The sequence below is a fragment of the Winkia neuii subsp. neuii DSM 8576 genome (genome assembly GCF_000420405.1).
GTDB classification, from domain to species: Bacteria; Actinomycetota; Actinomycetes; order Actinomycetales; family Actinomycetaceae; genus Winkia; species Winkia neuii.
Genome location: NZ_ATUW01000001.1, coordinates 267,480 through 291,338, shown reverse-complemented (window position 1 = coordinate 291,338; position 23,859 = coordinate 267,480). Strand labels below are relative to the sequence as shown.

Below are 23,859 nucleotides of genomic sequence, written 5' to 3'. Positions count from 1 at the left end.
GAAAATGCCGCCAGCACAAACCACCTGGCCGTCTTTGCAAAAGTGCGAGCGGTGTAGGTGGGGCTGGCGGCAAAAATGCCCGAGGGAGCTAAGAAAACTTGCGGTCTACCTAGCTTGCGCGGCAGCGCGAATAGCGCCAGGGACCGCATTTAGGATCACGTCCATGGCCTCCTGGTCGTGGGCAGCAGAAAGGAACCAAGCTTCGTAGCACGAGGGCGGCAATGCCACCCCCGCAGCTAACATGGCGTGGAAGAACGCCGTGTAACGGGCTTCATCCTGAGCCTTCGACTGGTCGTAGTTGCGCACTCCATCGGCAACGCCCTCGCCCATAAATAGGCTGAAGAGGTTACCCACACTGTTCAACGTGTAAGGCACTCCCTCGGCCTCCAGAGCATCCCGCAGCGCCTGCTGCAACTGCGCCGAAACCTTGTCTACATGATCGTAAACACCCTGGTCAGCAAGCTGCAGAGTCTTCAAACCGGCCGCGGTAGCCAGCGGGTTACCAGATAGAGTGCCGGCCTGGTATACGGGACCGAGCGGAGCCAAATAATCCATTATCTTGGCGCTTGCCCCCAGAGCGGCCAGCGGCATGCCCCCGCCTACAACCTTGCCAAAAGTGAATATGTCCGGATAGTAGCTTGCCTCAGCAAGTTCCCCCTTAGCCCAGTTGCTGCGCGCTGGCGCCTGCGCCTCGGCCTCGGGAGGCAAAGTAGCAGGCAAAGTGGGCTTGTAGCCAGCCTCCCACCCCCAGAATCCGGCTCCAGAAACGCGGAAACCGGTGAGTACCTCGTCCATGATCATTAGTGCCCCCGCAGCGGTAGTGACCTGCCGGATGGCCTGGTTGAACCCGTCTACCGGCGGCACAATACCCATGTTCGCCGGCGAAGATTCCGTGATCACACAGGCGATTTTCTCCCCATACTTCTCGAACGCCTGCCTAAGCGCGTCTATGTCGTTGTAGGGCAGCACAATGGTATCGGCAGTGGTACCCCTAGGAATGCCCGCACTTCCGGGTAAGCCCTGGGTGGCAACCCCGGAGCCGGCGGCGGCCAGCAGCCCGTCAGAGTGGCCGTGGTAGCACCCGGCAAACTTCACTATCATGTCGCGCCCGGTGTAACCGCGCGCCAGCCGCACCGCGGTCATAGTAGCTTCAGTGCCGGTAGATACCATGCGCACCTTTTCGGCTACGGGCACGCGGGCAGTGATGGCGTTCGCTAGCGCGGTCTCGGTGTCGGTGGGAGCTCCGAAGCTAAGCCCACTGTTAGCCGCTTCGCGCACCGCTTCGATTACCTCTGGGTGGGCGTGCCCCAACAGGGAAGGACCCCACGTGCACACCAAGTCGACGTATTTGTTGCCCTCGTCGTCCCACACGTAGGGGCCTTGCGCTTTGCGGATAAAACGCGGGGTGCCTCCCACTGATCCAAATGCGCGCACAGGGGAATTCACGCCTCCGGGAATTGCTACTTGGGCTCTGGTAAATGCGTCTTTAGAAGTAGTCATGGCGCCATTGTCTCACTTACCGGCCCGGCGCACCTGCCCCTCTTGCACGGGGTTGAGGGCGAAGGCTCCCTACTGCCAGTCGCGTTTGGGAATTACCATCCAGCAGATCAGGTAGGCGAGCACTCCCCAGCCGGGCAGCATCGCAGCGATTACGGCCAGCAACCTGACCAGGGTCGAATCCCAGCCCGTTTTCTCGGCTATGCCGCCACAGACCCCACCGACCCAGCGGTTCGTGGGGCTACGCCAGAGGACGCGGCGCGGCACCATCCACGGGCTGTCCGGGCCGCCCCTAAAATTCTGCCCGCCGCCGTAGCTAGATTGTCCATTCGATTGGTAGTGCTGTGCGTTCATACTCCGATGATGTCAGAGCGCAGCCAGCTACGCTATAGGGGTTTCCCCTGATTACCGGCAGCCTGCGTTACAGTCCCATTCACTACTACGGTGCCGCTGTATTTGCGCCCTGCCGGCAGGGCGCGCACAGTTACGGTGTCGCCAGCTCCAACTTTTTCAATCTGCCTGTTAGCTAGCCTGGTCAGTTCACTCAAATCGCTTTTACCTGCCGAATCGTCCATAAGGCGGATCTGGGCTCCGCGCTCGCGGGCTGCTCGTACCGTGGCAGCCAGCGGGGGCACCATTAGCCCGGCGGCCCTAATGGAGTCGCGCAGCTGGTTTTCTATCACCCGTGCCTCATCCTGCAGGTTGGCGGGGTCTTCACCTCCAGCCAGCTTAGATAAGAAACAACCCACCTCGTCTCGCACCGCCTGGAAGCGGCGGCGGCGCAACTGCATGATTTCGAGGGCACTGGCACCCCGCTGTTGCAAAAGTGCCTGGGATTCTTCGTGTGCCTGAATTGAAATGAACACCCCATCGATGGAGTACTTGAGCAGTAGGAAGAACAAAAACATGCCGCCCGAATGCACTAGCGCCCACAGCACCGCATGCAGCGGGTGGCCCGCACAGGCGTAAGGAATGATCGTGCATGCGCACCCGAGCACAGCCAAGAAGAAACCCATTTTTGCCCGCTTGCGCATGACCAGCCACATCGCGGGGACAACCATAACCGTGTAGGGGTAGATGCCGGCGCCCGTATGGTGGTAGGGAGCTCCGGCTAACACCGTCAGCACGGGTGCGCCCACGTAGCAGGGAATAAATAGGGTGAGCAGCCAATGCTGCGGAATCTGGGCAGGCGAGATAGCCATTGCGACGAACGGGATCGCGACGCAAAGAGTGGCTAAAATTTGCAGCGTGGTATCGGTGTGCTGGTTCGAAAATACGTAACCAGCTAGGGCTACCACAAAGGGCATGGGTAAAAGTAGGGAGCGGGTGAGAGGGCTCTTCAGCACCTTGGTAAAGGTGGGAGTAGAGCCCGTAAGGCGCAAAGTCCGGGTTGCGCCTGAGGCAGCTAACCTATCGTAGGAAAGATAGAGGTGAACGGCGGTGCCTCTTCCAGGTTTGGTTTCAATCTTCACCTTGCCGCCGATGCGCTCTATGCGCGAAATAATCGAGGTGAAAATCCCCATTCCGGCTTTCGTGGGGTCAAAACCGGGCCCATTATCTTCGATGGTGATTGAAAACATGGTGCTCTTCCAAGGGTGGGCTCGCACCACCAGGCGCCGCTCGGTGGCCTGGGTGTGTTTTTCGACATTGCGCATGGCCTCGCGAATAGCCATGATTAGCTCCGCACTAGCTGACCCGTTGAACATTACGGGGTGGTTGCTGATTCTGCGCACTAGCAACGAGAGCTGGCCGGTAAGCACAGTGGACAAAAACGAGGGTACGCGGAAGCTGAAACCCCTAGAGAGGGCCTCGTTCGAGAGAATCCAGAAAAGGTGGTTGGCGTCTAACCTTTCCGGCAGATTCAAAATAGCGCGTGAGCTGTTACTATCTACATTTTCCTGGTCGGCAGGAGCAATAGAATACACCACCTTTAGTGCCCGTTTTGCGGCCTCCACCACTTTTTCGCCCTCGCCCTTTATGCCGCGACCTACGGTAACGGCAACCGCAATCACATAGTCGTGTACGAGGGCGTTGATTTGGGCATTGGTGGATTCCAAATTCTCGCTTCGGGCCACTTTAGCGCGCCGGCTGAGGGTGTCGTTCAGACGCTTAGTGTGTAGGGCAATGCCGCGTACCGTCACCCACTCGGCGAGCAGATACGGGCTGGCAATCAGAGCCGCGTAAATGACGAACAGGAACGCCGCAGCAGGTGGGGTGGCAGTAAATCTTTCCAGCACACAGAAGGCTAAAACCGCCTGAGCCCCCACCAGGGGCACAATCCACTTGCGCAGAGCGAGCATCGCATACATCAAGCTGAGGGCGGTACCGTGCAAAATAAATGGGAGCGGATTGATAGCCACCTTCATCGAGAACAGGTTGTTGTGCGGATCGATACCGTAAATTAGGGCTACCACGCAGGCAATGCTCGTAGAAAATGCGGAAAGGCGGGCGCTAACTTCCATAACCCTGTGCAGCAGGGACACCGCGGGTGAATGCGGCCGCAGTTTTTCAACAACTATTACCGCGCAGGCGCTGCCCAGGCACGCGAGCATTGGGGCATCCAGGATGGTCACTAGAATGCGCGACATGACCCTGTCAGAGGCATCAATTTGTCCCCCCACCAGAGGAATTGACACCAGGGTGAAGTAGAGCCCAGAAATGCCAACAATCAGCAGTATTAGTTGCCTCAGGCGGATTTCACTGGCCCGCGCCTCAGGAGCGGTCATGATGCTGCCACGCCGTAGCCGGCACGACTGAATCCTCGACCGCCCTCAGGTACAGGTCTACGCGCGATTCCGCATCCCGGCCAGCCTGCTGATATTTGATACGAATGTTGCGCACGTAGGTGTTTACGGTGTGTAGCGAGAGCGACAGTTTGGTGGCCACCTGCTGCGAGGTAAGCCCGCAGGCATATTCTGCTAGCACTTCCCGCTCAGTGTCGGTTAGCACGGAAGTAATGAAGTGTTCATCCGAATCAATTGCTGCCGCCCAATCTAAGCCAGCCACCTCGGACCCGTTGGCCAGGGCCAGCAGTGCCTGTACCAGTTCATCCTGTGAATCGGACTTGCGCACTACGCCAACGGCGCCGGCCTGGCAGGCTGTGCGCACCAGGTAGGGATCGTCCGCAGAGGTGTAAATAAGCACCTGGCAGCCCGCATTGCGGGCCGTAATCACGTTGTCGCGAGGGGTCGAATCGTCCCTCAGACGCAAATTGAGTAACACAATGTCTGGGCGCACGTCGCCCAATAAACTCTGCAGGGTGGGGTATCCTCCCAAGAAACTGATTTCTTCAACTCCTGTGAGCATCTGTTCGACGCCTAGGCGCATGAGCGGGTGATCCTCCACCAACGCGACGGTGCTTATACGCTCCATAAAACCCTCCATAGTTTCGCAAAGCCTAATCTTACTTGCCAGAACCGTTTGAGGGTAGCTTCCTTTCAGTGATCCAGATATCGGTCAGGTAGGGAAGGCTCAACCTGGCGCCAGCACAGTGACCCATGTGCCGGTAAATATACCAACGTAGGTTTCCCTGCATCTTTTCGCGCCCAGTCTCGTTGGCGTTCAAGTAGGAGGCATGGGTGCGCCCGAGGGCGATCACGTCCTCGGCAGTGACAGTGTTGTACCAGCGCACCTGGGTGCGCCTGGCCCGCCCGAAAGGCTCCCCCAGAGGAGGCGGATCCCCGCGGCGGACGTCACCCGAGCGCATGATGCGGGTCAGACGGTGCACCCAAGGGACCGACACGTCCAACTGGTTGTACAAGATAGCTAGATGCCCGCCCTCGGCAAGTAGGCGAGCCGCCTCGGCGCAAGCCGGGTGGGAATCCAACCAATGCCAGGTCTGTGCCGCCACCACCAGGTCTGCCCAACCGTTGGGCAGGGGGGTGTGGTGGGCGTCCGCACAGTGTAGTTTGAGGCGCCCGGAAGCAAAAAACTCAGGGTCGGTGTCGGCGCGCAGCTGCTCACACATTGAGGGCGAAGCCTCCACCGCTGCTACTTCCGCCCCCCGAGCTAACAATGCCCGCGTGAGAGTACCCGAGCCGGCCCCGAACTCCACCACCCGGCGGGGGGAGCCTTCCCACAGGGCCTCTAATGCGGCCGGCGGGTAGGCGGGGCGGGCTGCAGAATAGCCGGGCAACACCTTAGAAAAAGGGTTTGCCCCAGGCTTGGACCAGCTCACTTGCCCCTGCGGGCAAATTCCAGCGCCCAGTAGGTCAAGATCACATCGGCTCCCGCCCTGGCTATAGCGGTAATAGATTCGTCGATTGCGCGCTCGCGGTCGATCCACCCGTTTGCTGCGGCGGCCTCGACCATGGCGTATTCGCCAGAAACCTGGTAGGCAGCTACGGGCACGTCCACAGCCCCGGCCACGTCCGCCACCACATCTAGGTAGTGGCTGGCGGGCTTGACCATAACTATGTCGGCGCCCTCGGAAATATCTAGCAGGGCCTCGCGCATACCTTCTATGCGGTTGGCTGGATCCTGCTGGTAGGTTTTGCGATCGCCTTTGAGGTTACAGCTGACCGCTTCGCGGAAGGGGCCAAAGAAGGCGGAAGCGTACTTGGCCGAATACGCCATGATGGATACATCCTGATGCCCGGCAGCGTCTAGGGCCTCGCGAATTACCTGAACCTGCCCATCCATCATGCCTGAAGGGGAAACCATGTGGGCGCCGGCCTCGGCCTGCGATACTGCCATCTTCGCGTACAACTCTAGCGTGGGATCGTTGTCTACCCGGCCATCTTCGGTAAGTACCCCGCAGTGGCCGTGAGAGGTGAATTCGTCAAGGCAGGTGTCGGCACACACTACCAGGGCGTCGCCCACCTCTTCGCGGACGGCGGCAATGCCGCGATTTAGGATTCCTTCCGGGTCCCAAGCGATCGAGCCGGAGGCGTCTTTTTGCCCTTCGGCGGGCACCCCAAACAGGTCAATGCCACCAACGCCGGCCTGGGCTAGTTCGGCTGCCAGCTTCTTGATGGAGTCTGTGGTGTGCTGGTATTGGCCTGGCATTGCCTCGATGCGTACTGGTGAATCAATGCCTTCGCGCACAAAGACGGGCATAATCAGCTGAGCTGGAAACACCCGCGTTTCGGCAACCAGGGCGCGCATCGCGGCGGTGGTGCGCAGGCGGCGAGGGCGAATGAACGGTGACATTTAGACTCCTTCAGTTTGTTTCCCTGCCATGCTACCGCGCGCATTCGCGATTCAGTTTTGGTGGCTGCGGATTACCCCTATGCCCTGAAGAGGGCCCTTGCCTAACTGGTTTTTGTAATCGGCGCAGTACCGTTCGATCAACGCCCCGGCTTTGCCCCAACGCTGGGCGGAAATGTCTAGGTAAGACAAAATGTCCGAGAATTTGGAGCGGACGCTGGGTTTGGTTACTCCGAGCGAGTACATGAGGTTGGCAAATTGTTTACCTTCGCACACGCTGTTTCGGTCGGAATCGGTTTGGGGAACCTGGTATTGCGTTTCGAGGGCGCGCACGGTTTCCAGGAAGATTTCGCCAGCCATGAGCATGGAGCCGATTTTGCGGCCGTGGGAGAAGAAGGTGCGGTGTGGGTTGATGGGGCGCACCATGTGCGAGGGGATTATAAACGGCAGCGGGCAGCGTTCGATGGAGTGTGACACAGCTGCGCGGGCGGTTGTCATACCTACTTCGTCTAGGATTTCCGGTTCGGGTTTGCGCTGGCCCGCTTTGATCTTTGCCACCGCAGCCCACACGCGCCGGTCGTAGTAGGTGCCCGAAGGGTCGATCTTCACGTCGAAGCGGGTGCGTTCGCCGCGAAAGTATTCGCCCAGTTCGGCCCTGGCTTGGCGCAGTATGTTGCGGGCGTCCTCTTCCGTGTGCTCCAGGGTTATGGGGGTGGACAGGCCCAAGTCTAGGGGAGCGTCTTGGCCTTTCAGAACAATTGCTGAAAGGCCGTTCTGCCCGGCGTAGCAGGTTAGTTCGCCGAAGGGGGAGGGCAAGACTGTGGAAAGAAAACGCGTATGCATGTGTTTAACGTATCTTGCCTCACCACTTTAAGGAAATCTTTTTAATGTTTCTTCTAAGCAGAGGGCGAGCCCTTCGGCACTTGGGTTGGCAGCTGTGCCCAAAACGTTTATGCCGAGGTCGAGGGCGATTTTGCGGGAGGGGTTGCCTATGGTGATTGCCGGCGGGAGCGGAGCTGGCGCCAGCTGTGCTAGGGCGCGGGCAGCGGAGGCGGAGGTTAGAGCAACTAGATCGGCGTGCTCGTAAATAGGAGGCAGCGTTTCTACGGGAACCGTGTCGTAAATGGGGCACGGCAAAACGCGCAGGCCCAGATTGGTCAGGCCGGTGGCAAGGGTGGGGTGGGCCTGGGCGGATCCGGGCAGCCAAGCTATCTTGCCTGACTGGTGGAGCAGCATCATGGCGGCCACTAGCCCGGCGGCACTGTGCCCTGCCGGCTCCAGATCTATTTCGATACCAGCGTGGTTCAGGGCGCGGGTGGTGGCCGGCCCCACCGAGGCTATGCGGGCGCCACTGTTCGCCACGAAGGAACGGCCGCCCTCGCCCAAAAATTCGACAGTGCGGGCCGAGGTGACAAAAACCCAATCTGGCCTTTCGGTGGGAAGTGCGTAGTCGAGGCCGTATTGGCGAGTCAGGGGGGCGGCTGCTAGGTGGCAGGGGGCGAGGGCGGCGAGGTCTTTTGCTAGGGCTCGCTCGGGGGAGGTGGTGAGTACGGTCAGCATCAGTGCGCCGAAACGTCTGCGTTTGGGTCGTTGGGCCCGGATATGCCCGGCGCCCACAGGGCTTGCGAATCGTGGGTGGGCCTGCGATGCGTTTTGCTCGCTTGCAGGTCGGTGATCTGAGCGGCCCCTTTATCCAGCAATTCTTGCGCCACCTGCAGGCCTGCCTGCCGGGCTGCCTGATCGCGTTCGGGCACGGTTTGTTGCCCTAGCGAAAATGTGCACTCGGCAGAGAGCTTTTTAGTTCCGTCAATTGAGATCACAGCGCCAACTAGCCGCATCCCCCCTTGGGTGAGCTGCGCATGCGCGCCAACTGGGGCGGCGCAACCGGCCTGCAAACCTTCGAGCACCGCGCGCTCGGCGTGGGCGGAGGCCCGGGCGGCGCGATCCTCGATCATGCCCAGGGCTACCGCCAGTGGCGAAGACCCGGTCCAAGGAGCATCTTCGCTGCGGCATTCGACCGCCAACGCCCCCTGGGAAGGGGCAGGCAGCATTTGCTGGGCAGAAAATTCTTCGCTGATGGCATCTTCGCGTCCCAGGCGGGCGAGCCCGGCCTTCGCTAGAACTACCCCGTCCAGGTCTCCACCTTGCAACTTGCGCCGGGCTAAACGGGTGCCCACGTTGCCGCGAATGTCCACTACTTTCAGGTCTGGCCGCAGGGCGCGCAACTGAGCTGCCCGCCGCGGGGAGCCGGTGCCCACAGAAGCCCCCGAATCTAGTTCCGCCAGGGTGGCTGGGCCACAAAAAGCATCGGCGGTTGCCGCCCGGGGTGGGACAGCCCCGATCACCAGTCCGGGAACGGGCGCGGTGGGCAGATCCTTGAAAGAATGCACTGCCAAGTCGCACTCGCCCTCTAAAAGCGCCGTCCGCAAGGTGGCCGCAAAAACGCCCACTCCACCCAAACGGGCCAGCGAACCAGCCATGTGGTCGCCGTCAGTGCGAATAATGGTCAGCTCAACTTTCACGCCCAGGGTAGAGAGCATCTGCGCTACAGATTCCGATTGGGTGCGCGCCAGCTCCGAGCCGCGGGTGCCTAGCCGAATCATGCTTTCACCTCTAACGCGTTTGGCACCACTGCAGCCAGCCCGGTTCCAGCCACCCAGGCGCCTGTTATCTGCAGGCCGGGCACCTGCGCAACTTTTTGCGCCAAAGCTGCTACGCGCTCGCGGTGGGCGGGGGTGTGTGGAATGATCGCCTGCCCCCAGTGCACGGGCTTTGCCTCAAGTACTTCTTCGGGCTCAAATCCCAATAGTAGGGCGGCGTCTTTGACGGCTTCCTGGGTAGAGTGCGAGCGCGCCTGCTCGTTTCGGCGCCCGTAGCTCAGCCGCAAAATATGGGTGTCGGGGCCAATCTTTTCGGCCAGTTCGCGCCCTGCCCATTCCCATTTCGCACTGTAGTGGGTGAGGGCTTTTGCCCACGTCAAAGGCTCTTCGCCGGGGGTGGGAGCAGCCACCAACAGTCCGGATCCGCGCGGGGCCGAGTTGAGCCTGCTATCGCGCACGCACAAAGTTACCCCGGACATGTCGGCGCCCCTCGGAATCTGCCAGCCTTTTAGCGCTTCGTCTAGATCCGCTACGCCGGAAAGTAGTTCAAAGGCTGCCGCCGGGTCGGTGGCGAGTACCACCTTTTTGGCTTGGACCGTGCGTTCTTGGGCTGTGTCCTGTGGGCCGTGCGGGCCCGAAGTGGTTTGCACAAGGGTTACCGTAAAGCCATTTTCCGTTTGGACTAAGTCCTTAGCGCGAGTGTGGGTACACACTGTTGCGCCCGTCTTTTGAAGGTGGAGGGCGAGCGCCTCGGGCAAACGGAACATTCCGCCCTCGACAGAGAGCACGGCAGGGGCGCCCGGCTTTTCCCCACGCAAACTGGCAGCCGCCTTTACGAGCGAGCCAGTGCGCGTTAACCCCTCACGCAATCCGGGGGCCACGGTGTCGACGTCCAGCTGGCTTAGGGGGGCAGAATGGATACCGCCGGCAACCGGGGCTACCAGTTTTTCTAAGGCCGCCTCGCCCAACCTGGTAGCCACCAAAATGTCGAGGGTCTTAGCGTCGGCCCCAACCTGGGCAGGCATAGTCAAATCTAGCTCCAGCCGGGCCCTTTCCTGGCTGGTGAGGGCGTCCAAAGCGGGATCTTCCAGATTTGCAGGAATCCCCAGCACTCCGTGAGCGATGCGGCTGGCCTTGCCAGAACCGGTCGGGGTGAAAATCCAGGACGAACCAGAAGGAGCCACCTCGCTCAAGCCCAATTCCCCACACAGCTCGCGCACTTTTGTGGCCCGCCTGGCGAAGGACTCAGCTCCCAAATCTACGCGAACGCCCCGGAAATCGGCGCTAGCAAGCAGCCCGCCGCAGGTACCCCTTTGTTCAACCAATAGGGGAGTAAGCCCCTGCTTTGATAGCTCATACGCCGCACAAAGCCCGGCTACGCCGACACCAAGAACAATTGCATCAAAAGTTTCCACGTGCCCTCCTGTATTTCCTACAGTCTATGCACCCTTTGCACCAGTCGCGTTAGTACGTGCGGGTCAGTCTGCCGCGGTACCCCGTGGCCAAGGTTCAAAATGTGGGCATCCGCAGCCTTCCCGGCATCCAAAATTGCGTCCACGTGCTCGTCCAATAGCCGTGGCGGGCAGGCCAGCATTGCCGGGTCGATATTACCCTGCACTACCAGCGGCGAGGGGGAACCGTGCTTGCGCAGGGTGGTTATGGCCTCGCTCAGATCGGTTCTGTAATCCACGCCCACGCAGGTAGCGCCCTCGGCAAAATCTGTGAGCAGCGAAGCGGTGCCCACCCCAAAGTGGATAGTGGGAATTCGCAGGGCGCTAACGCCCGCCAACACTCGGCGCGAATAGGGGGCGCAGTAGCGCAAGTAGTCGGCCCTCGAAAGGGAGCCGGCCCAGGAATCGAATAGTTGGAAGGCGCGGGCCCCACCGGCGATTTGGGCTTTAGCGAACTGTAGAGAAAGCTCGGCACACCAATTGGCTAGCATGCGCCAGGATTGGGGGGCCGAATGCATCAGAGTGCGAGCGGCCAAGTGGTCGCGGCTAGGGCCGCCCTCGACCAGGTAGGCGGCCAGCGTGAAAGGTGCCCCCGCGAACGCCAAAATGGGTACGTCCACCTTGGTGCAAGCTAATCGCACAGCTTCGGTTATTGCCGAAGTGTCGGGAGTGCGGTGGGACACCAGTTCCCAAATGTCGGAGGCGTTGCGGTAGGGCTTGTCCATTACAGGGCCTACCCCCGTCTTGATGTCAACGTTTATCCCGGCCAGCTTCAGAGGCACCATAATGTCCGAGAAAAAGACGGCGGCATCCACCCCGTGGCGCCGCACCGGCTGGCAGGTTAGTTCCGCAGCTAATTTAGGATCCAGGCAGGAATAGAGCATGTTTTTGCCCGCACGCAGACGCCTATATTCGGGGAGCGACCTGCCTGCCTGGCGCATAAACCAGACGGGCGTGTGAGCGGGGCGCTTCCCCTTGAGGGCCTGCAAGAAGGGGGTTGCATCAGCCATGTTGCTCCTATTTTCGATACTAAAAACGACACTAATTCCGCGCGAGCTTCTTCAACTCACCATTGTGCCCCAACTTTGCCGCAACTGATATTATTGCAGATCAGACGGTGTCCTTAAGTGTGGTAAATATCCGTTTTGCGACTAGATTTGTGTAAGTGTCACAAAAGTTTGGTTTTTCTGATTCAATCTAACGCGTGGGTTTAATGAGTGTGTCAGTGCACCACGGCGTGCACGGACTAGACAGAGTAGGTCAAGCCGCAGCCAATTGTGAAGATCTGGCGCGAAGACTCACCCGCCGTGCAGACGTGCGCGGCGCAATGATCCTTTCCACCTGCAATCGGGTGGAAATATACCTGGACACCGAAGCCGGCTCAGACCCTGCACAGGTGGCGCTCGCGGTAGTGAACAGCTTATTCCCCGCCGATTCTGTGGGCTCACATTCGTGCCCGGTACATTCGCGAGCCAACGTACTAGTTGGCAAGGGCGCCCTAACCCACCTATTTGAAGTGGCCAGCGGACTAGATTCCATGGTCGTAGGCGAACGCGAAATTTCCGGTCAGCTGCGCCGCGCCCACGTGGTAGCCACTCGCGAACACACCACCTCCACAGACCTGTCGAGGGCGGTCGAAGCGGCCCTGCACACCTCGCGCAATGTCGCTCGCCTTACCGGGCTGGCGGGTACAGGCAGATCCGTCGTTGCCGTAGCCCTGTCGCTAGTAGCACCCATATGGCAAGAAGACCCGGCGTCAGTAAACGCGCTCATCATCGGCACCGGATCCTACGCCGGAGCCTCAGTTGCGCAACTGCGCGGACGCCAGATCGAAAACATCGCCTGCTATTCCTCTTCGGGCAGAGCCGAACGCTTTGCTAAAGGGCATGACGTTACCCCAATCGCTGCAGACGGGCTGGTTGACGCCCTCGCCAAAGCCGACTTGGTAATATCCTGCCGCGGATTGGGCGCACCCATCTTGAACGCGCAGCTGGTAAGCGCGGCCCAAAAGCAACGGCAAGCAAGCCAGACCATCTTGGATATGGCCCTCACCGGAGACGTCGCCGAGGACGTGCGTCAAGTTAGCGGGGTGCGCGTGCTTTCCCTGCGCGACGTGCAAGAACAAATCCCCGAAGCCGCCGTAGGGCACATCGAAAAAGCCCACGCCCTCGTACAAAAAGCGGTGGAGACAGCATTTGCCGAAATCGAATCGCGCCGCATGGACCCCGTGGTAGTGGCACTGCGCGAACACATTTGGCACATCCTGGACGAAGAAATAGCCCGCCTGCCCCACCGCAACCAAATGTCCCGCGAAGACGCAGCTGCCGCCCTACACCACTTCGCCTCGCGACTAGCCCACGTGCCCTCGGTCAATGCCAGACTCGCCGCCACCCGCGGCTCCGACTACGAATACGTGCGAGCCCTGCACGCCGTAATGGGCATAGACCTGGCTGAAGCCGCTGTAGAAGCCGATGTAAAACCAAAGAAAATGGCTAACTACTGCCCACTAGCCGAACTCAGGGAGGAAACTGCGTGAGCGCAGATGCAATCATGGTCTGCAGTTACGGCGGACCAAACGGACCCCAAGATGTACTTCCGTTTCTGCGCAACGCCACCAAAGGGCGCGGAATCCCAGACGCTAGACTCATTCAGGTAGGAGGCCACTACAAGCTCTTCGACGGGGTAAGCCCAATAAACCAGCGCAACCAAGAACTGATGGACGCCCTCCAGGCCGAACTAACCCGGCGCGGCATCAACCTGCCCATCGTGATCGGCAACCGGAACTGGCACCCCTTCTTCACCGAAACCATGGCAAAACTTGAAGCCGAGGGCAGGCGGCGGATACTCTGCCTATTCACCTCCGCGTTCGCCTCCTACTCCGGGTGCCGCCAATACCGCGAAGACCTCGCCGCAGCCCAAAACGAACTCGGCACCGACTTCGAACTAGACAAAGTGCGCCCCTACTACACCACCGAAGGATTCGTAGCCGCCAACGTCGACGCCATAGTCGAACAAATGCGCAAACTACCCCACGCCCACCTAGTGCTAGTCACCCACTCAATCCCAGTGGCTATGAACCAAAACTCGGGCCTGCCCGGGGACCCAAATCAACCCAACTATCTGCGCCAACACCAAGATCTAGGGGCAGAAATCTGCCGGCGCGTCTCCGCTACCTTAGGCAAGCAAATAGCTGTCGACCTAGCCTTCTGCTCCCGATCCGGCCCCCCAATGGCAAAATGGTTAGAGCCAGACATCAACGACCGGCTGCAACAGTTAGCAGACGAAGGGGTAGAAAACGTAGTGGTAGCGCCCATAGGATTCATAACAGATCACATGGAAGTCGTCTACGACCTGGACACCGAAGCAAAAGAAAGTGCCGCCAAACTAGGGCTAGGCTACGCCCGTGCCGCAACCGCAGGTACCCACCCAGCGTTCGTGGGCGCCCTCGCCGATGTTATTTGTGAACGCCTCAACCCACAAAAGACTCAGGGCAAGGACGCAATTGGACCAATCTGGCCCGCCCTCGCCCACCCCGAATCCTGCAAACCAGCAGCGGACTACCAGAAACTGCCCGCCTGTCTGGAAAGTAAATAAGGAAGGAATGCCAATGCCGCACCCAGATTCCATCGCCCACCCGAACGCCGACAAACCTGCCTATGAACACGATCCGCGCGACGCCGCGCATGTCGACCCAGACGAGGTGAACGCCCGCGACAACTATTCGTTGCAATGCGTATTCCGCACCGCTATTGCGATTCCCACGGCAGAAACTGAGGCGCTCGCCAATGCCATGGAAGAGGCCGTAAAAGCTACCGGCGTGGAAATCCGCGGCTGGTACGACGTAGGCGGCTACCGGGCCGACGCCGATCTGATGCTGTGGGCCCTATCCGACAGTGCAGACAAACTGCAAGCCGCCTACCATGCGCTGGTCCAATCCGAGTTGGGGCAGATGCTGGAGCCGGTGTGGTCGGCAATGTCAGCCCATAAGCCCGCCGAATTCAACTACCGCCACCTGCCCGCCTGCTTCGGTGGGGTAGTGCCGCGCAAGTACGTGGCGGTCTATCCGTTCGTGCGCAGTTGGGACTGGTACTACCTGCCCAAGGCGCGCCGCAGCGCGATCTTGAAAGAGCACGGCATGAACGCCCGCGACTATCTGGACGTGAAAGTGTCGACCCTGGCGGCATTCGCGTTGGGCGACTACGAATGGACTATCGCTCTAGAACACGACGATCTGTCGCGCATCATGGGCGTGCTGCGCGTGCAGCGCGACGCCGAAGCGCGCCTGTTCGTCCGCGAAGACACCCCGTTCTTCACCGGCCCTCGCGTTGAGCTGACCGAATGGGCAAGCCGCCAACCCCATTTTGGTGAGGCCGAGGGCGGCTGCGGTTGCGGCTGCGGTGAGGGCCACGACCATGGCCACGACCACGGCGGTTGCGGCTGCGGTGAGGGCCACGAGCACGGTGGTTGTGGCTGCGGCCACGGGCACAAGCAGGATGTAGAAATCGAAGACAAACCTGCCAGCGCTAAATAGCTAATCCCGTTTGCTTCGGCCAGCTTCCCCCTTCCAGTATTTGGTGGGGCGGAGTTGGCCGAGGCTATCGTATTTAAGCGGCCAATTATGTTTCCACAGGGACGGTTACAGGTGTTGGCAGGGCCGCGCATGTGCACTAAGTATTTTTGCTCTTTTCACCTCCTAGCCTTCGGTTAGGAGGTAGTGATGACAACAGGTTTGGCGGGCCCTCAAGTGGCCCTTATAAAGCGCGAGCTGGAATCGGTGCTCTGCGGGATGCAGCTGGATTTTGGTATCTGGCAGGGCAAAGCGGCAAATAGCGCTAGAGCACAGGCGGAGGCGATTCGGGGCGAACTGGTAGCACTCAACGCGTTGGCCGATAACTTGCATGCGCAAGTGGTTGCAGCGGGGGCGTAAATGGAAATCTGGACTACGGGTACTTCGCGGGTCGATACTGCTCAGCTGCGGCGGGTGGCACACCTGTTGCGCTGGCTGTTGCCCAGGCTTTTGGCAGCCCAGGGAGCTTCCGTGAGCGTACGGGCAACCTTAGAAGCTGAAACCTACCTGCTGGGAGCTTCTGTGGCCGCCTGTCTAGGTGAGGCGTACAAGGTTAGCGCTGGAACCGCACAAATGGTTGGTCGAATCGAATCCTTCGCCTGTAAACTCGAGGCGGCCGCCAGCCGGTACGAACAGGCTGAAGCTCGCAATCGTTCCCGCGCGCACAAAAATTTGCTGGGGGTGGCGCTGTTTGGCCTGCTCGATGGCGTGCCGGCGCCTTTGGGGGGCATAGTACTTACAGGCGTTGGCCTACTGCCGGTATTTGGGGTTACTAAGCCTTTGGGGATCGAGGGCGAACTGGCCGCCCGGGGTATGAACAAGACTTCGCAGTGGCTGTTTCCTACCTCAACATTGGTGGGCAGCCTTAGCGGCAAGAGCCCGGCTCAGGCGGCAGCTGCTCCCGCGGCGGTGCTGGCCGCCTTGTCCGCAAATCCGGCGGGTTTTCCGCGTCGTATTCGGCTGGTGGGGCCAGACGGGCGGGTGAGCTATGTGCGAGCTTCTGACCCCCTTGCGCAGCTGAAAGCTTCGCGCCTGCAAAGCCTTGCCATGGGCGTGGACGTGCTCCAATCTCCTCGCGCTATCGAGGGCGCATTCGCGTTGCTGGTTGGCGCTAACGCGCTCGAGGCACGCAATCGGGGGCAGACCATAAACAAAATGTACGGGCATACCGCCCCTAAATTGTCTCCTACCTGTGCGGTGCGTGTGGCCGGCGGCCCCCCTGCGGCAGCTACTGCGCTTACGGCTTCTGCCTTGGCGGGGCGGTTGGGCCAGGTGAAAAGCTGCGCACCCGCCGACCCCGGGGCGCACGTGGAGGTGCTCAGGCATGTGAACACCGCCGGCAAGGTGTCGTGGACTGTGAATATTAGGGGGATGGAGACATTTGCTTCAGGTGGCAAAAATACACTCGGCATGCAAACTAACTTGCAGGCCGTAGCCGGCATGCGCGCAGACCAAGAAATTGCGGTCGAAAAGGCATTGGAGCAGGTGGGGGCCCGCGGGGAGCCCGTGGAGCTGGTTGGCCATTCCCAGGGTAGCGCGGTGGCTACTTCGCTCGCAGCCGACCCGGTTTTTACCCGCAAGTACAATGTGAAGTCCGTGCTTGCGATCGCGGGTCCTACTAGGCCTGCTACGGCCCGCAAAGCGGCAGAAAATGGGGTGGATGTGCTGTTCGTGCGCGATACTTCGGACGCGGTGCCGGGCCTAGATGGGAATGCGGTGGATCCGCAGCTGCCGTCGCTCGTAGCTGACACTACGGACAATCCGGCCAGGGTGCCCCATTCGATGGAAAATTACCAGCGCATACTGGCGGAGGCTGAAAAACGGCATGTTCCCTACCTGCAAAGTTGGAACGCTAGGCGGAATAGCGCCCTGGGCTTAGACCGGGGGGCCACAACTAAAGCCTATGAATTCTTTGCTGAGCGGGTGGGGCCAAACCGGTAATCGACTACATCAACAAGCTGGCTCCGAACAGGGTTATCAAAATAGATTCCACTGCAACCACTAGGAAGCCGTGCGAGGATTGTTGTACCCATTTTGCGGTTAGCGGGGTAAATGCCATTCGCACTACATACAAGGAGGCTGCTACCAGGGCAGCTTGGCTAAGCTCACCCAGGCCAAACCCTAAGATGGCGCTAAGGAACAGGAGTACATGAACAACAGCAGCTGGCACCACGTATTTTGCGTGTAACCCGTTTCGCCCCAGAGTGCGCAGATAAGTGATGGTGCCAAACGAGGCCATAGCCATTAGGAGGGCGCAGATTCCTGCCCATCCCCAGCCGGCACTAACCTGGGCAGGAGCCAGGGCGTGGTCTGGGGATGGCCCCGAGGAGTGTTGTAACCAATCGGGTGCCCAGAAGGGCCTCGAGAACCCGTTGCCCACGTCGAAGGCGACCAGCAGGATGAGCGAAGAGGCACACACCGTGCACAACCTGGTTAGTGGAGTCCGCCAATTGTGGGCAAAACACTGCCAGCCTGCGGTTATGGCGAAGGGCAAAAACGCCACGGTCCATTCAGTAAGGTAGGGGCTCACGATCAGGTTTACTACCGCTAGCACAGCACTGATGGCCGAATAGGTGCGCGCGGGAGCCCAGTAATGGTGGTCTAGCCCCGAGCGCAGCCACAGGCCGATGGCGTTAAAACACATGTAGCCAACGATCCAGAGGGCGAAAAGCGGCAGGTGTTCCCAACTTGGTTGGGCCAAAAGTGTCCCCACCAAAAAAGGGATAATTGCTAGCGGGAAGGCCGCGTAATAGTCCGGAGTCCACCCGGTTGGGGTTAGTACGTCTTTGCCTAACGTGTCGGCGGGAAGCGTGCGGGTGCTGGAAGGGTGTTTTTTGTTAGGGGGGCTAGCAGGAACTGATTTTTGCGCTTCCTGCGGTACGGACGTGGTGGGTTTGATTGCCCTCATCATGCCGGTGGTGGCCACCCCAAGGCCCTCTTTTACCTGCGGAGTCATTTGATCTGCAGTAATTTTGGGGATTTGCCCGGTATACGGCGTGGAGGTGACTCCGCCGCCGGAAGGGGAAGTTTCTTGTGAGACTACGCCGCGGCCAGTTTGGCTGCCGAGTTCGGCTTGCCTGTCGCTCAACGAGCGACGCTTCGGGTGCTGCGGATTGTCTGTCATCGGATACACCTTATCGGAGGTATATAAAAGTGCGGTAACAACAAGCTGGCAAAACTGTTCCAGTTATGTAACAATTCTAGGTCTTTTGTCGTATTGTGGCTCCTCATGCACAAGTTTACCTGTCTCATTTAGTGTTGGTTCATGGCAGGATCTGCGCTCGAGGTGAAAAAGGCACTCCGCGACACCTACGTGGTGGGTTTGGGGTATGTCCCCCTGGGGTTTGCCTTTGGGGTTTTTGCGGTGACCCAGGGGTTCCCCATGTGGCTTGCGGTGGTTTCTTCGATTGTCATATACGCAGGATCTATGGAATTTACCGCTGTGGGGCTGATCCTCTCGGGGGTATCTTTGCCGCAAATAGCCATCACTACTTTCTTTGTGAATTTCCGGCACTTGTTTTACGGGCTTTCTTTCCCCCTGCACCGGATACGGTCTGTGCCTGGGCGTCTTTATGGGGTGCACGCACTGACTGACGAGGCGTATGCTTTGCTGGCACCGAAACCAGCGGGCACGCTCAGTGGAGTGCAGGTGCTTACCACTGAAGCCCTGTGCCAGTTTTATTGGGTCGTGGGTGTTGGGGGCGGGGCGTTAGTTGGGAATCTGCTTACTTTTGATACTAGATTCTTGGGGTTCGCCCTCACCGCTTTGTTTGTGACTCTTGCGGTTGACGCCTATAAGCAGAACCACCAGTGGGGCATTGGCCTGGCTGCGTTTGGGTGTGCCGTATTCGGGGTGTTCCTGGCGCGAGGGCAGATGCTCGTGATTGCCCTGGGGCTGTTCACGGTACTGATATTGGCTAACGCCTGGTTCCAGTTGCGGAGGGGTAAATGAACTATGGGTATGTGGCCGCAGCGCTAGTAGTGATTTTTGCGGTTACTTACGCTTTGCGGGGGGTGCCGTTTGTGGCGCTGTCTAAGGTGCGCGATAGCGAGCTGATGCGGGTGGTGGCTCAGACCATGCCGCTTGGGGTGATGGTAATACTTGTTACGTTTACTGTGGCTGACGTGAGGTTGTCGGTGCTCGCGTCTTGGGTTCCTGCGTTGGTGGGGATTGTGGTTACTGCCGTGGTGCATTGGCGGTGGGCGAATGCGCTTGTGTCGATAGTTGCGGGCGTGGGCGTGTACTGGCTGTTGGGGATGGCGTTCGCCTAGTGTGGCGTGTTTGACGGTGATATGATTTTCCGGTTTTGGCTTGGGTAGGGTATGCTTTTGTGAGCCACGGGGTGTGGCGCAGCTTGGTAGCGCGCTTCGTTCGGGACGAAGAGGTCGCAGGTTCAAATCCTGTCACCCCGACGAGTGAGGCCAAAAAAGCGGGAGCGTAAGCTTCCGCTTTTTTTGCGCCGAAGGAGGAGGGGGTCGTAGGGAGCGTGGTGACCGAATACCCCACTAGTGTGGCCCATAAAGCGGGAGCGAAAGCTTCCGCTTTTTTTGTGCCGAGGGAGGAGGGGGCGTTTGCTTTAGAGGATTCCCTGGGCGTCTTGTTGCTGGCCGTTATTTTGTTGGGGGACATCAGACGGTACCTGTTTTGGTGTGTTTTGGCCCGTGTCGCTGTTGTTGGGGGCTTCGATGCGTTTTGGGGCTTATATGGGACTCCCCGCCGGTAGCTTTGAAATTTCAGAGCTACCGGCGGGGAGTTTAGCCGTTGTGAGCTAACTATTCAGTTTTCGTGAATTAGTTGCGCGAGGCCGCTTTGCGGCTGAGGCGTAGGGCTACGCCTCCGGCGGTGACTAGAGCGCCCGTTGCCAGTAGGAACAGTGCGCTAGTGCCGGTTGCGGGCAACTTGGCGTTGGTGTTCTGTTCGGTCTTGACCGTGTGGCGGGTTTCGGACTTGCCGTTGCCACCCGGCTGGCTGGTGCCCTCGCCGTTGCCTTCGCCCTCGGACTTACCCTCGGTATCGTCCTTGCCGGCGTTGGCATCGTCGGCCTTCTTGGCTAGGGCGTCCTTGTAGGTGTCGCCTGCAGCCTTCAGGTCTTTCAGGGCCTTGTCGACATCGGCCTGGGTTGCGTTCTTGTTGCCAAGAACTGCTTTGGCGGCGACTAGGGCATTCTGGTAGGCCTTGGCCGCATCCTTGGTGTGCTCGTTGCCGAGCGCATCCTTGAATTCGTCGCCCTTCTGAATGTCGGCAGCGGTTTTAGCTTCGGCCTCTAGCTTGGACGAGTCAGTCGGGTATTCCTTCGTGATCTTGTCTTCAGCGTCCTTCAGGTCTTTCAGAGCCTTGTCGACATCGGCCTGAGTGGCCTTCGGATCGGCTAGGACGGCCTTAGCGGCTTCCAGCGCCTTCTTGTAGGCGGCCACGTCGGCGTTCTCGCCCATTCCGTTCTTGGAGGCAACAGCGTTGGCGTATGCCGGGGTCTGCTCGAAGGCGGAGGCCTCGCCAACCTTCTTAGCCAGCTGGGAGGCGTCCGTTGCGAAGGGGGCCAGGCCGGCTTCGGCGTCAGCGATTGCCTTTTCGGCCGCATCTACTTCAGCCTGGGTGGCCTGCGGGTTAGCTAGGACTTTCTTGCCGTCGGCAACCGCCTTGTCGTAGGCGTCCTTGGCGTCTTTGGCCTGCTTGTTCTTTTCCGCATCCGGCTTGCCGTCTTTGTCTACGTATGCTGGGGCAGCAGCGTTGGCGTAGGCGGGGCCGGCCTTGGTGGCCTTTTCATTGTCGAGGGCGTTTTGCAACTTGCGGGTGTCGGTAGCGTACTTGTCCACCAGGTCGCGAGCGGCTTGCAGTGCAGCTTTGGCCTCGTCTAGTTCCTGCTGGGTAGGCTGGTTGGCTGGATCTGTGGCAGCATTTTGGTACTTCAACAGTGCGGCCCCTGCCTTGGTTACGGCATCCTCGTAGGCGGCCAGATCTTTGGCAGCCTGCGAATCGGCACCGTCTTTTTGTGCCTTTTCTTTGAGGTTCGCAAATGCGGGCAGACCTTGGACGGTGATCTGGTTGTTTACTTCTTCGATCAGGTCCTTGGGATCAGAGCTGAGCTTTTGCAAGTCGGCTTCTGCCTTCTTCAGGGCGGCAGTTGCTTCGTCTACCTGCTTCTGGGTGGCCTGCGGGTCGGCGAGGACCTTCTTGGCGTTTTCTAGAGCCTTGTCGTAGGCGTCCGCAAAGCCCTTGGCGGCCTGCGGGTCTGTGCCTGCGGGGACCTTGTAGTTCGGGTTCTTTGCGTTCTTGTAGAAGACGCTGGTCTTGCCGTCGTTGTTGTCTACCGAAGCGGTTACAGCTGCAGATAGCTTGGTCTTGTCGGTCGCCCGCTTGTCGAGGGCGGCCTTAGCGTCGTCCAGTGCCTTCTTGGCAGCGTTCACCTGGCTTTGGGTGGCGTTGGGATCTTTTAGAAGATCTTCGGCAGCCTTCATAGCCTGGTCGTAGGCTTGCTGTTCTTCACCGGTGGCGTTCACGTAGATTGGGGCGGTTTTTTCAACCTGTCCGTTCTTGTTTAGTGAATCCTTCAGGGGCGCCAGGTCGGTGGCGTCTTCGGAGGCGAAGGGTGCGCGCGCCTTGTTGAGCTCGTCCAGGGCCTTGTTGACCTCGTCCTGGGTGGCGGTCGGCTTAGCCAGGACGTCTTTAGCCTTTTGTAGGGCGGCTTCGTAGTCGCTTAGGTGTTTGGAAGCCTTCTGGTTCTTTTCGGCGTTGGGGGTGCCGTCGGAGTTCTGGAAGCTCTGTTCTTTAGCGTTTATGTAGCCGGGAGTCTTCTGGAAGGCCGGGTCGTCATTCACCTTAGCTGCTAGCGCTTCTTTGTTGGAAACGGTTACAGCTTTGATGGAGTTTACGCCCTCGTCCCGCACCTTGGGTAGGTCTTCCTTGGCAGCTACTGCCTTGATTGCGGCCTTCGCTTTTTCGGCGGCAGCTTCGGCTGCCTTCTTGGCTTCAGCCTTGTCAGCGTCGAGGGCGCCGGGGGCGTCCTTGATTTCAGCCAACTTGTTGTCGAGCTCCTTTTGCACCGCATTTAGAGCGTCGGTGATGTCAATCAGCTGGTCTTTGGATTCGGTGAGCTTCTTGCCCAGCTCCTTGTATTCGCTAAGTTTCTTGACGTCCTGCGCGTTTACGGCGTCTTCGGCAGCTTTGATGGCCTCGTCGAGTTTAGCGATAGAAGGATCCGACTTGCCTTTGACGTATTCGTCGCGCTTTGCCTTGAGGGCGGCGAGTTGCGCCTTCAGTAGTTCTTTAGCGGTTAGGTCGGTCTTCTGGTCAACGTAGAACCCGTTGAACAGCGGGTTTACGTAGTGCTTTACCGAGCGCTGCAACTTTAGCGAGGAGTCGCTGCCCCAGGATTCGTATACTCCGTTGTCGTTATCAAAATCAGAGGTGATCTGCACCTTGTAGTCGGTGACGCCCTTTTCCAAAGTGATCGGGCGAGACGTGAAACGGCCTTGGGCCCCCGATTCTATGCCGTCGAGGTTAGCGGGCTTTTTGAAAGTGGCCTGCGAGGCGTACTGGACTGTTCCCCCGGTCTTAGAACGGGTGTAGGGGATAGCTGTGCCATCCGCGATTTCTTCTTTTGAAGCCTCGTTGTAGTTAAAGGTTGGTGTACCCTTGCCCTCGCCGAACGGGGTGACAGTGTATTTTGCGGTGGCATCTTGCTTGCCCGGGTCGAAGGAGGCTGTGTAGATTTCGCTTTCCTTGCCGTCTTTGGTGGCGAGCACGCGCACCGTGTAGCCGGCAGCCCGTGAGGTCTGGGCTAGGGAGCCGGTATTGAAATCGACAACTACCTGGCTGCCGTATTCCTTCGAGTAAGCCTTGAAGGAACGTTCGATGCCGTGGAACGGTTGGACAAAGTTTTTACCGTTGATTTTTTGGGCACCGGTCTGCTGGCTGAAATAATCCCAACCGCGGCCGATGGCCAGCACGTATGGAGCCTTGCCGGTAGCCTGCTCGTTTACGAAGTACTGGACCTCGGGGTTCCACTGGTCTGCGGTATTGGGATGTTCCTGAACATTCGTAGTGGAAGAGCCCAACATGGAGTTTAGGTACAGGCCGTCCTTGCGAGCCTTTGCAACGGCGAACGTGCCGCCGTCTATGGCTCGCCAGCCGCCTAGCTCGTTTACCTCTTTGATGGCACCGGGCTTCAGGTTCAGCTTGTCTGCTGCAGCCGTGAAGGCGTTGTCGGCAAAGGTGTTGTTCTTTACAGTCTCAGGCAAGTTTTGTAGGGCAGCCGCGTAGCCGGCCTCGGTCTTGTCAACCTCTTGCATGGTCTGGTTCGGATCTGGCTGCGGCGTGGAAGCTGAATTCTCAGCCGCAACGGCGGGCGCAGTCAGCAAAGAAGTTGCTAGAGCGCCGGCAACTAGGGCAGTAAGCGCATGCTTAGAACTGCCGTAGCTGCTTTTTGTTAGCAGTTTTTTATTCATTTTCCTTTTCACATTCGTGCGTGTTACACAATTTTGTATAATTGTGGTTGCAGAATCGCACAAGATATTACCAACCGTTCAAAGTCCTGCCCACCTGTATTTATGTGCTCTAAGCGCATGCAAAAAGGCGACAGGAATGAATGGAAAATAG

The 23,859-nt window shown here is 59.2% G+C and carries 20 protein-coding genes and 1 tRNA gene; 8 read left to right on the top strand and 13 right to left on the bottom strand.

Features of this window, described 5'->3' with window-relative positions:
- Positions 1 to 105: 105 nt before the first annotated feature.
- The 11 genes from hemL to hemE form a co-directional block, all read right to left on the bottom strand.
- Positions 106 to 1,500, bottom strand: coding sequence for a glutamate-1-semialdehyde 2,1-aminomutase (hemL, locus tag G437_RS0101310; protein WP_024330801.1), 1,395 nt, complete (start codon positions 1,498 to 1,500; stop codon positions 106 to 108).
- Between the two features lie 69 nt (positions 1,501 to 1,569).
- Positions 1,570 to 1,851, bottom strand: a complete 282-nt coding sequence (locus G437_RS0101305) for a PspC domain-containing protein (RefSeq protein WP_024330800.1) — start codon at positions 1,849 to 1,851, stop codon at positions 1,570 to 1,572.
- A 32-nt stretch (positions 1,852 to 1,883) separates the two neighbouring features.
- Positions 1,884 to 4,223, bottom strand: a complete 2,340-nt coding sequence (locus G437_RS0101300; RefSeq protein WP_024330799.1) for a sensor histidine kinase — start codon at positions 4,221 to 4,223, stop codon at positions 1,884 to 1,886.
- A complete protein-coding gene (locus tag G437_RS0101295) occupies positions 4,210 to 4,869 on the bottom strand; it encodes a response regulator transcription factor (protein WP_024330798.1) in 660 nt (219 codons plus the stop codon). The genes G437_RS0101300 and G437_RS0101295 overlap by 14 nt, the downstream gene beginning before the upstream one ends.
- A 31-nt stretch (positions 4,870 to 4,900) precedes the next feature.
- Complete coding sequence (locus tag G437_RS0101290; protein WP_024330797.1) at positions 4,901 to 5,674, bottom strand: class I SAM-dependent methyltransferase; 774 nt, start codon at positions 5,672 to 5,674, stop codon at positions 4,901 to 4,903.
- Complete coding sequence (hemB, locus tag G437_RS0101285) at positions 5,671 to 6,648, bottom strand: porphobilinogen synthase (protein WP_081638871.1); 978 nt, start codon at positions 6,646 to 6,648, stop codon at positions 5,671 to 5,673. Before hemB ends, G437_RS0101290 begins: the two co-directional genes overlap by 4 nt.
- A gap of 51 nt (positions 6,649 to 6,699) precedes the next feature.
- Positions 6,700 to 7,488, bottom strand: a complete 789-nt coding sequence (locus tag G437_RS10815; RefSeq protein WP_024330795.1) for a methylated-DNA--[protein]-cysteine S-methyltransferase — start codon at positions 7,486 to 7,488, stop codon at positions 6,700 to 6,702.
- Positions 7,489 to 7,515: 27 nt separating this feature from the next.
- The gene (locus G437_RS10810; protein ID WP_024330794.1) at positions 7,516 to 8,205 is read right to left on the bottom strand and encodes a uroporphyrinogen-III synthase; all 690 of its coding nucleotides are present in this window, start codon (positions 8,203 to 8,205) and stop codon (positions 7,516 to 7,518) included.
- Positions 8,205 to 9,248, bottom strand: coding sequence for a hydroxymethylbilane synthase (gene hemC / locus G437_RS0101270; protein ID WP_024330793.1), 1,044 nt, complete (start codon positions 9,246 to 9,248; stop codon positions 8,205 to 8,207). The genes G437_RS10810 and hemC overlap by 1 nt, the downstream gene beginning before the upstream one ends.
- Positions 9,245 to 10,660: a protoporphyrinogen/coproporphyrinogen oxidase gene (locus G437_RS0101265; RefSeq protein WP_024330792.1), complete on the bottom strand. Its 1,416-nt coding sequence runs from the start codon at positions 10,658 to 10,660 to the stop codon at positions 9,245 to 9,247. Before G437_RS0101265 ends, hemC begins: the two co-directional genes overlap by 4 nt.
- Before the next feature lie 17 nt (positions 10,661 to 10,677).
- The gene (gene hemE, locus G437_RS0101260; protein WP_024330791.1) at positions 10,678 to 11,706 is read right to left on the bottom strand and encodes a uroporphyrinogen decarboxylase; all 1,029 of its coding nucleotides are present in this window, start codon (positions 11,704 to 11,706) and stop codon (positions 10,678 to 10,680) included.
- Between the two features lie 203 nt (positions 11,707 to 11,909).
- Here hemE and G437_RS0101255 point away from each other — a divergent pair, with 203 nt between their 5' ends.
- The 5 genes from G437_RS0101255 to G437_RS0101235 all read left to right on the top strand — a co-directional run bounded on the left by G437_RS0101255 (position 11,910) and on the right by G437_RS0101235 (position 17,204).
- On the top strand, positions 11,910 to 13,232 hold the full coding sequence (locus tag G437_RS0101255; RefSeq protein WP_051141851.1) for a glutamyl-tRNA reductase: 1,323 nt from the start codon (positions 11,910 to 11,912) through the stop codon (positions 13,230 to 13,232).
- Positions 13,229 to 14,290 carry a ferrochelatase gene (locus G437_RS0101250; protein WP_024330789.1) on the top strand — a complete coding sequence of 354 codons (1,062 nt, stop codon included), beginning with the start codon at positions 13,229 to 13,231 and terminating at the stop codon, positions 14,288 to 14,290. The genes G437_RS0101255 and G437_RS0101250 overlap by 4 nt, the downstream gene beginning before the upstream one ends.
- Positions 14,291 to 14,303: 13 nt before the next feature.
- A complete protein-coding gene (hemQ, locus tag G437_RS0101245) occupies positions 14,304 to 15,227 on the top strand; it encodes a hydrogen peroxide-dependent heme synthase (RefSeq protein WP_024330788.1) in 924 nt (307 codons plus the stop codon).
- 186 nt (positions 15,228 to 15,413) lie between these two features.
- Positions 15,414 to 15,623 carry a hypothetical protein gene (locus G437_RS0101240; protein ID WP_024330787.1) on the top strand — a complete coding sequence of 70 codons (210 nt, stop codon included), beginning with the start codon at positions 15,414 to 15,416 and terminating at the stop codon, positions 15,621 to 15,623.
- Positions 15,624 to 17,204 (top strand): alpha/beta hydrolase, encoded by a 1,581-nt coding sequence (locus tag G437_RS0101235; RefSeq protein ID WP_024330786.1) that lies wholly within the window; start codon positions 15,624 to 15,626, stop codon positions 17,202 to 17,204.
- Positions 17,205 to 17,208: 4 nt separating this feature from the next.
- Here G437_RS0101235 and G437_RS0101230 read toward each other — a convergent pair whose 3' ends face one another.
- Positions 17,209 to 18,387 carry a YwiC-like family protein gene (locus G437_RS0101230; protein WP_024330785.1) on the bottom strand — a complete coding sequence of 393 codons (1,179 nt, stop codon included), beginning with the start codon at positions 18,385 to 18,387 and terminating at the stop codon, positions 17,209 to 17,211.
- A 141-nt stretch (positions 18,388 to 18,528) separates the two neighbouring features.
- On the opposite strand from G437_RS0101230, the gene G437_RS0101225 reads away from it, so the two are divergent.
- The 3 genes from G437_RS0101225 to G437_RS0101215 all read left to right on the top strand — a co-directional run bounded on the left by G437_RS0101225 (position 18,529) and on the right by G437_RS0101215 (position 19,676).
- Positions 18,529 to 19,215, top strand: a complete 687-nt coding sequence (locus tag G437_RS0101225; protein ID WP_024330784.1) for an AzlC family ABC transporter permease — start codon at positions 18,529 to 18,531, stop codon at positions 19,213 to 19,215.
- The gene (locus tag G437_RS0101220) at positions 19,212 to 19,535 is read left to right on the top strand and encodes a branched-chain amino acid transporter permease (RefSeq protein ID WP_024330783.1); all 324 of its coding nucleotides are present in this window, start codon (positions 19,212 to 19,214) and stop codon (positions 19,533 to 19,535) included. Before G437_RS0101225 ends, G437_RS0101220 begins: the two co-directional genes overlap by 4 nt.
- Before the next feature lie 67 nt (positions 19,536 to 19,602).
- A tRNA-Pro gene (locus tag G437_RS0101215) sits at positions 19,603 to 19,676 on the top strand.
- A gap of 378 nt (positions 19,677 to 20,054) precedes the next feature.
- On the opposite strand, the gene G437_RS10410 is transcribed toward G437_RS0101215, so the two are convergent.
- A complete protein-coding gene (locus tag G437_RS10410) occupies positions 20,055 to 23,708 on the bottom strand; it encodes a DUF1542 domain-containing protein (protein WP_024330781.1) in 3,654 nt (1,217 codons plus the stop codon).
- Positions 23,709 to 23,859 lie beyond the last annotated feature (151 nt).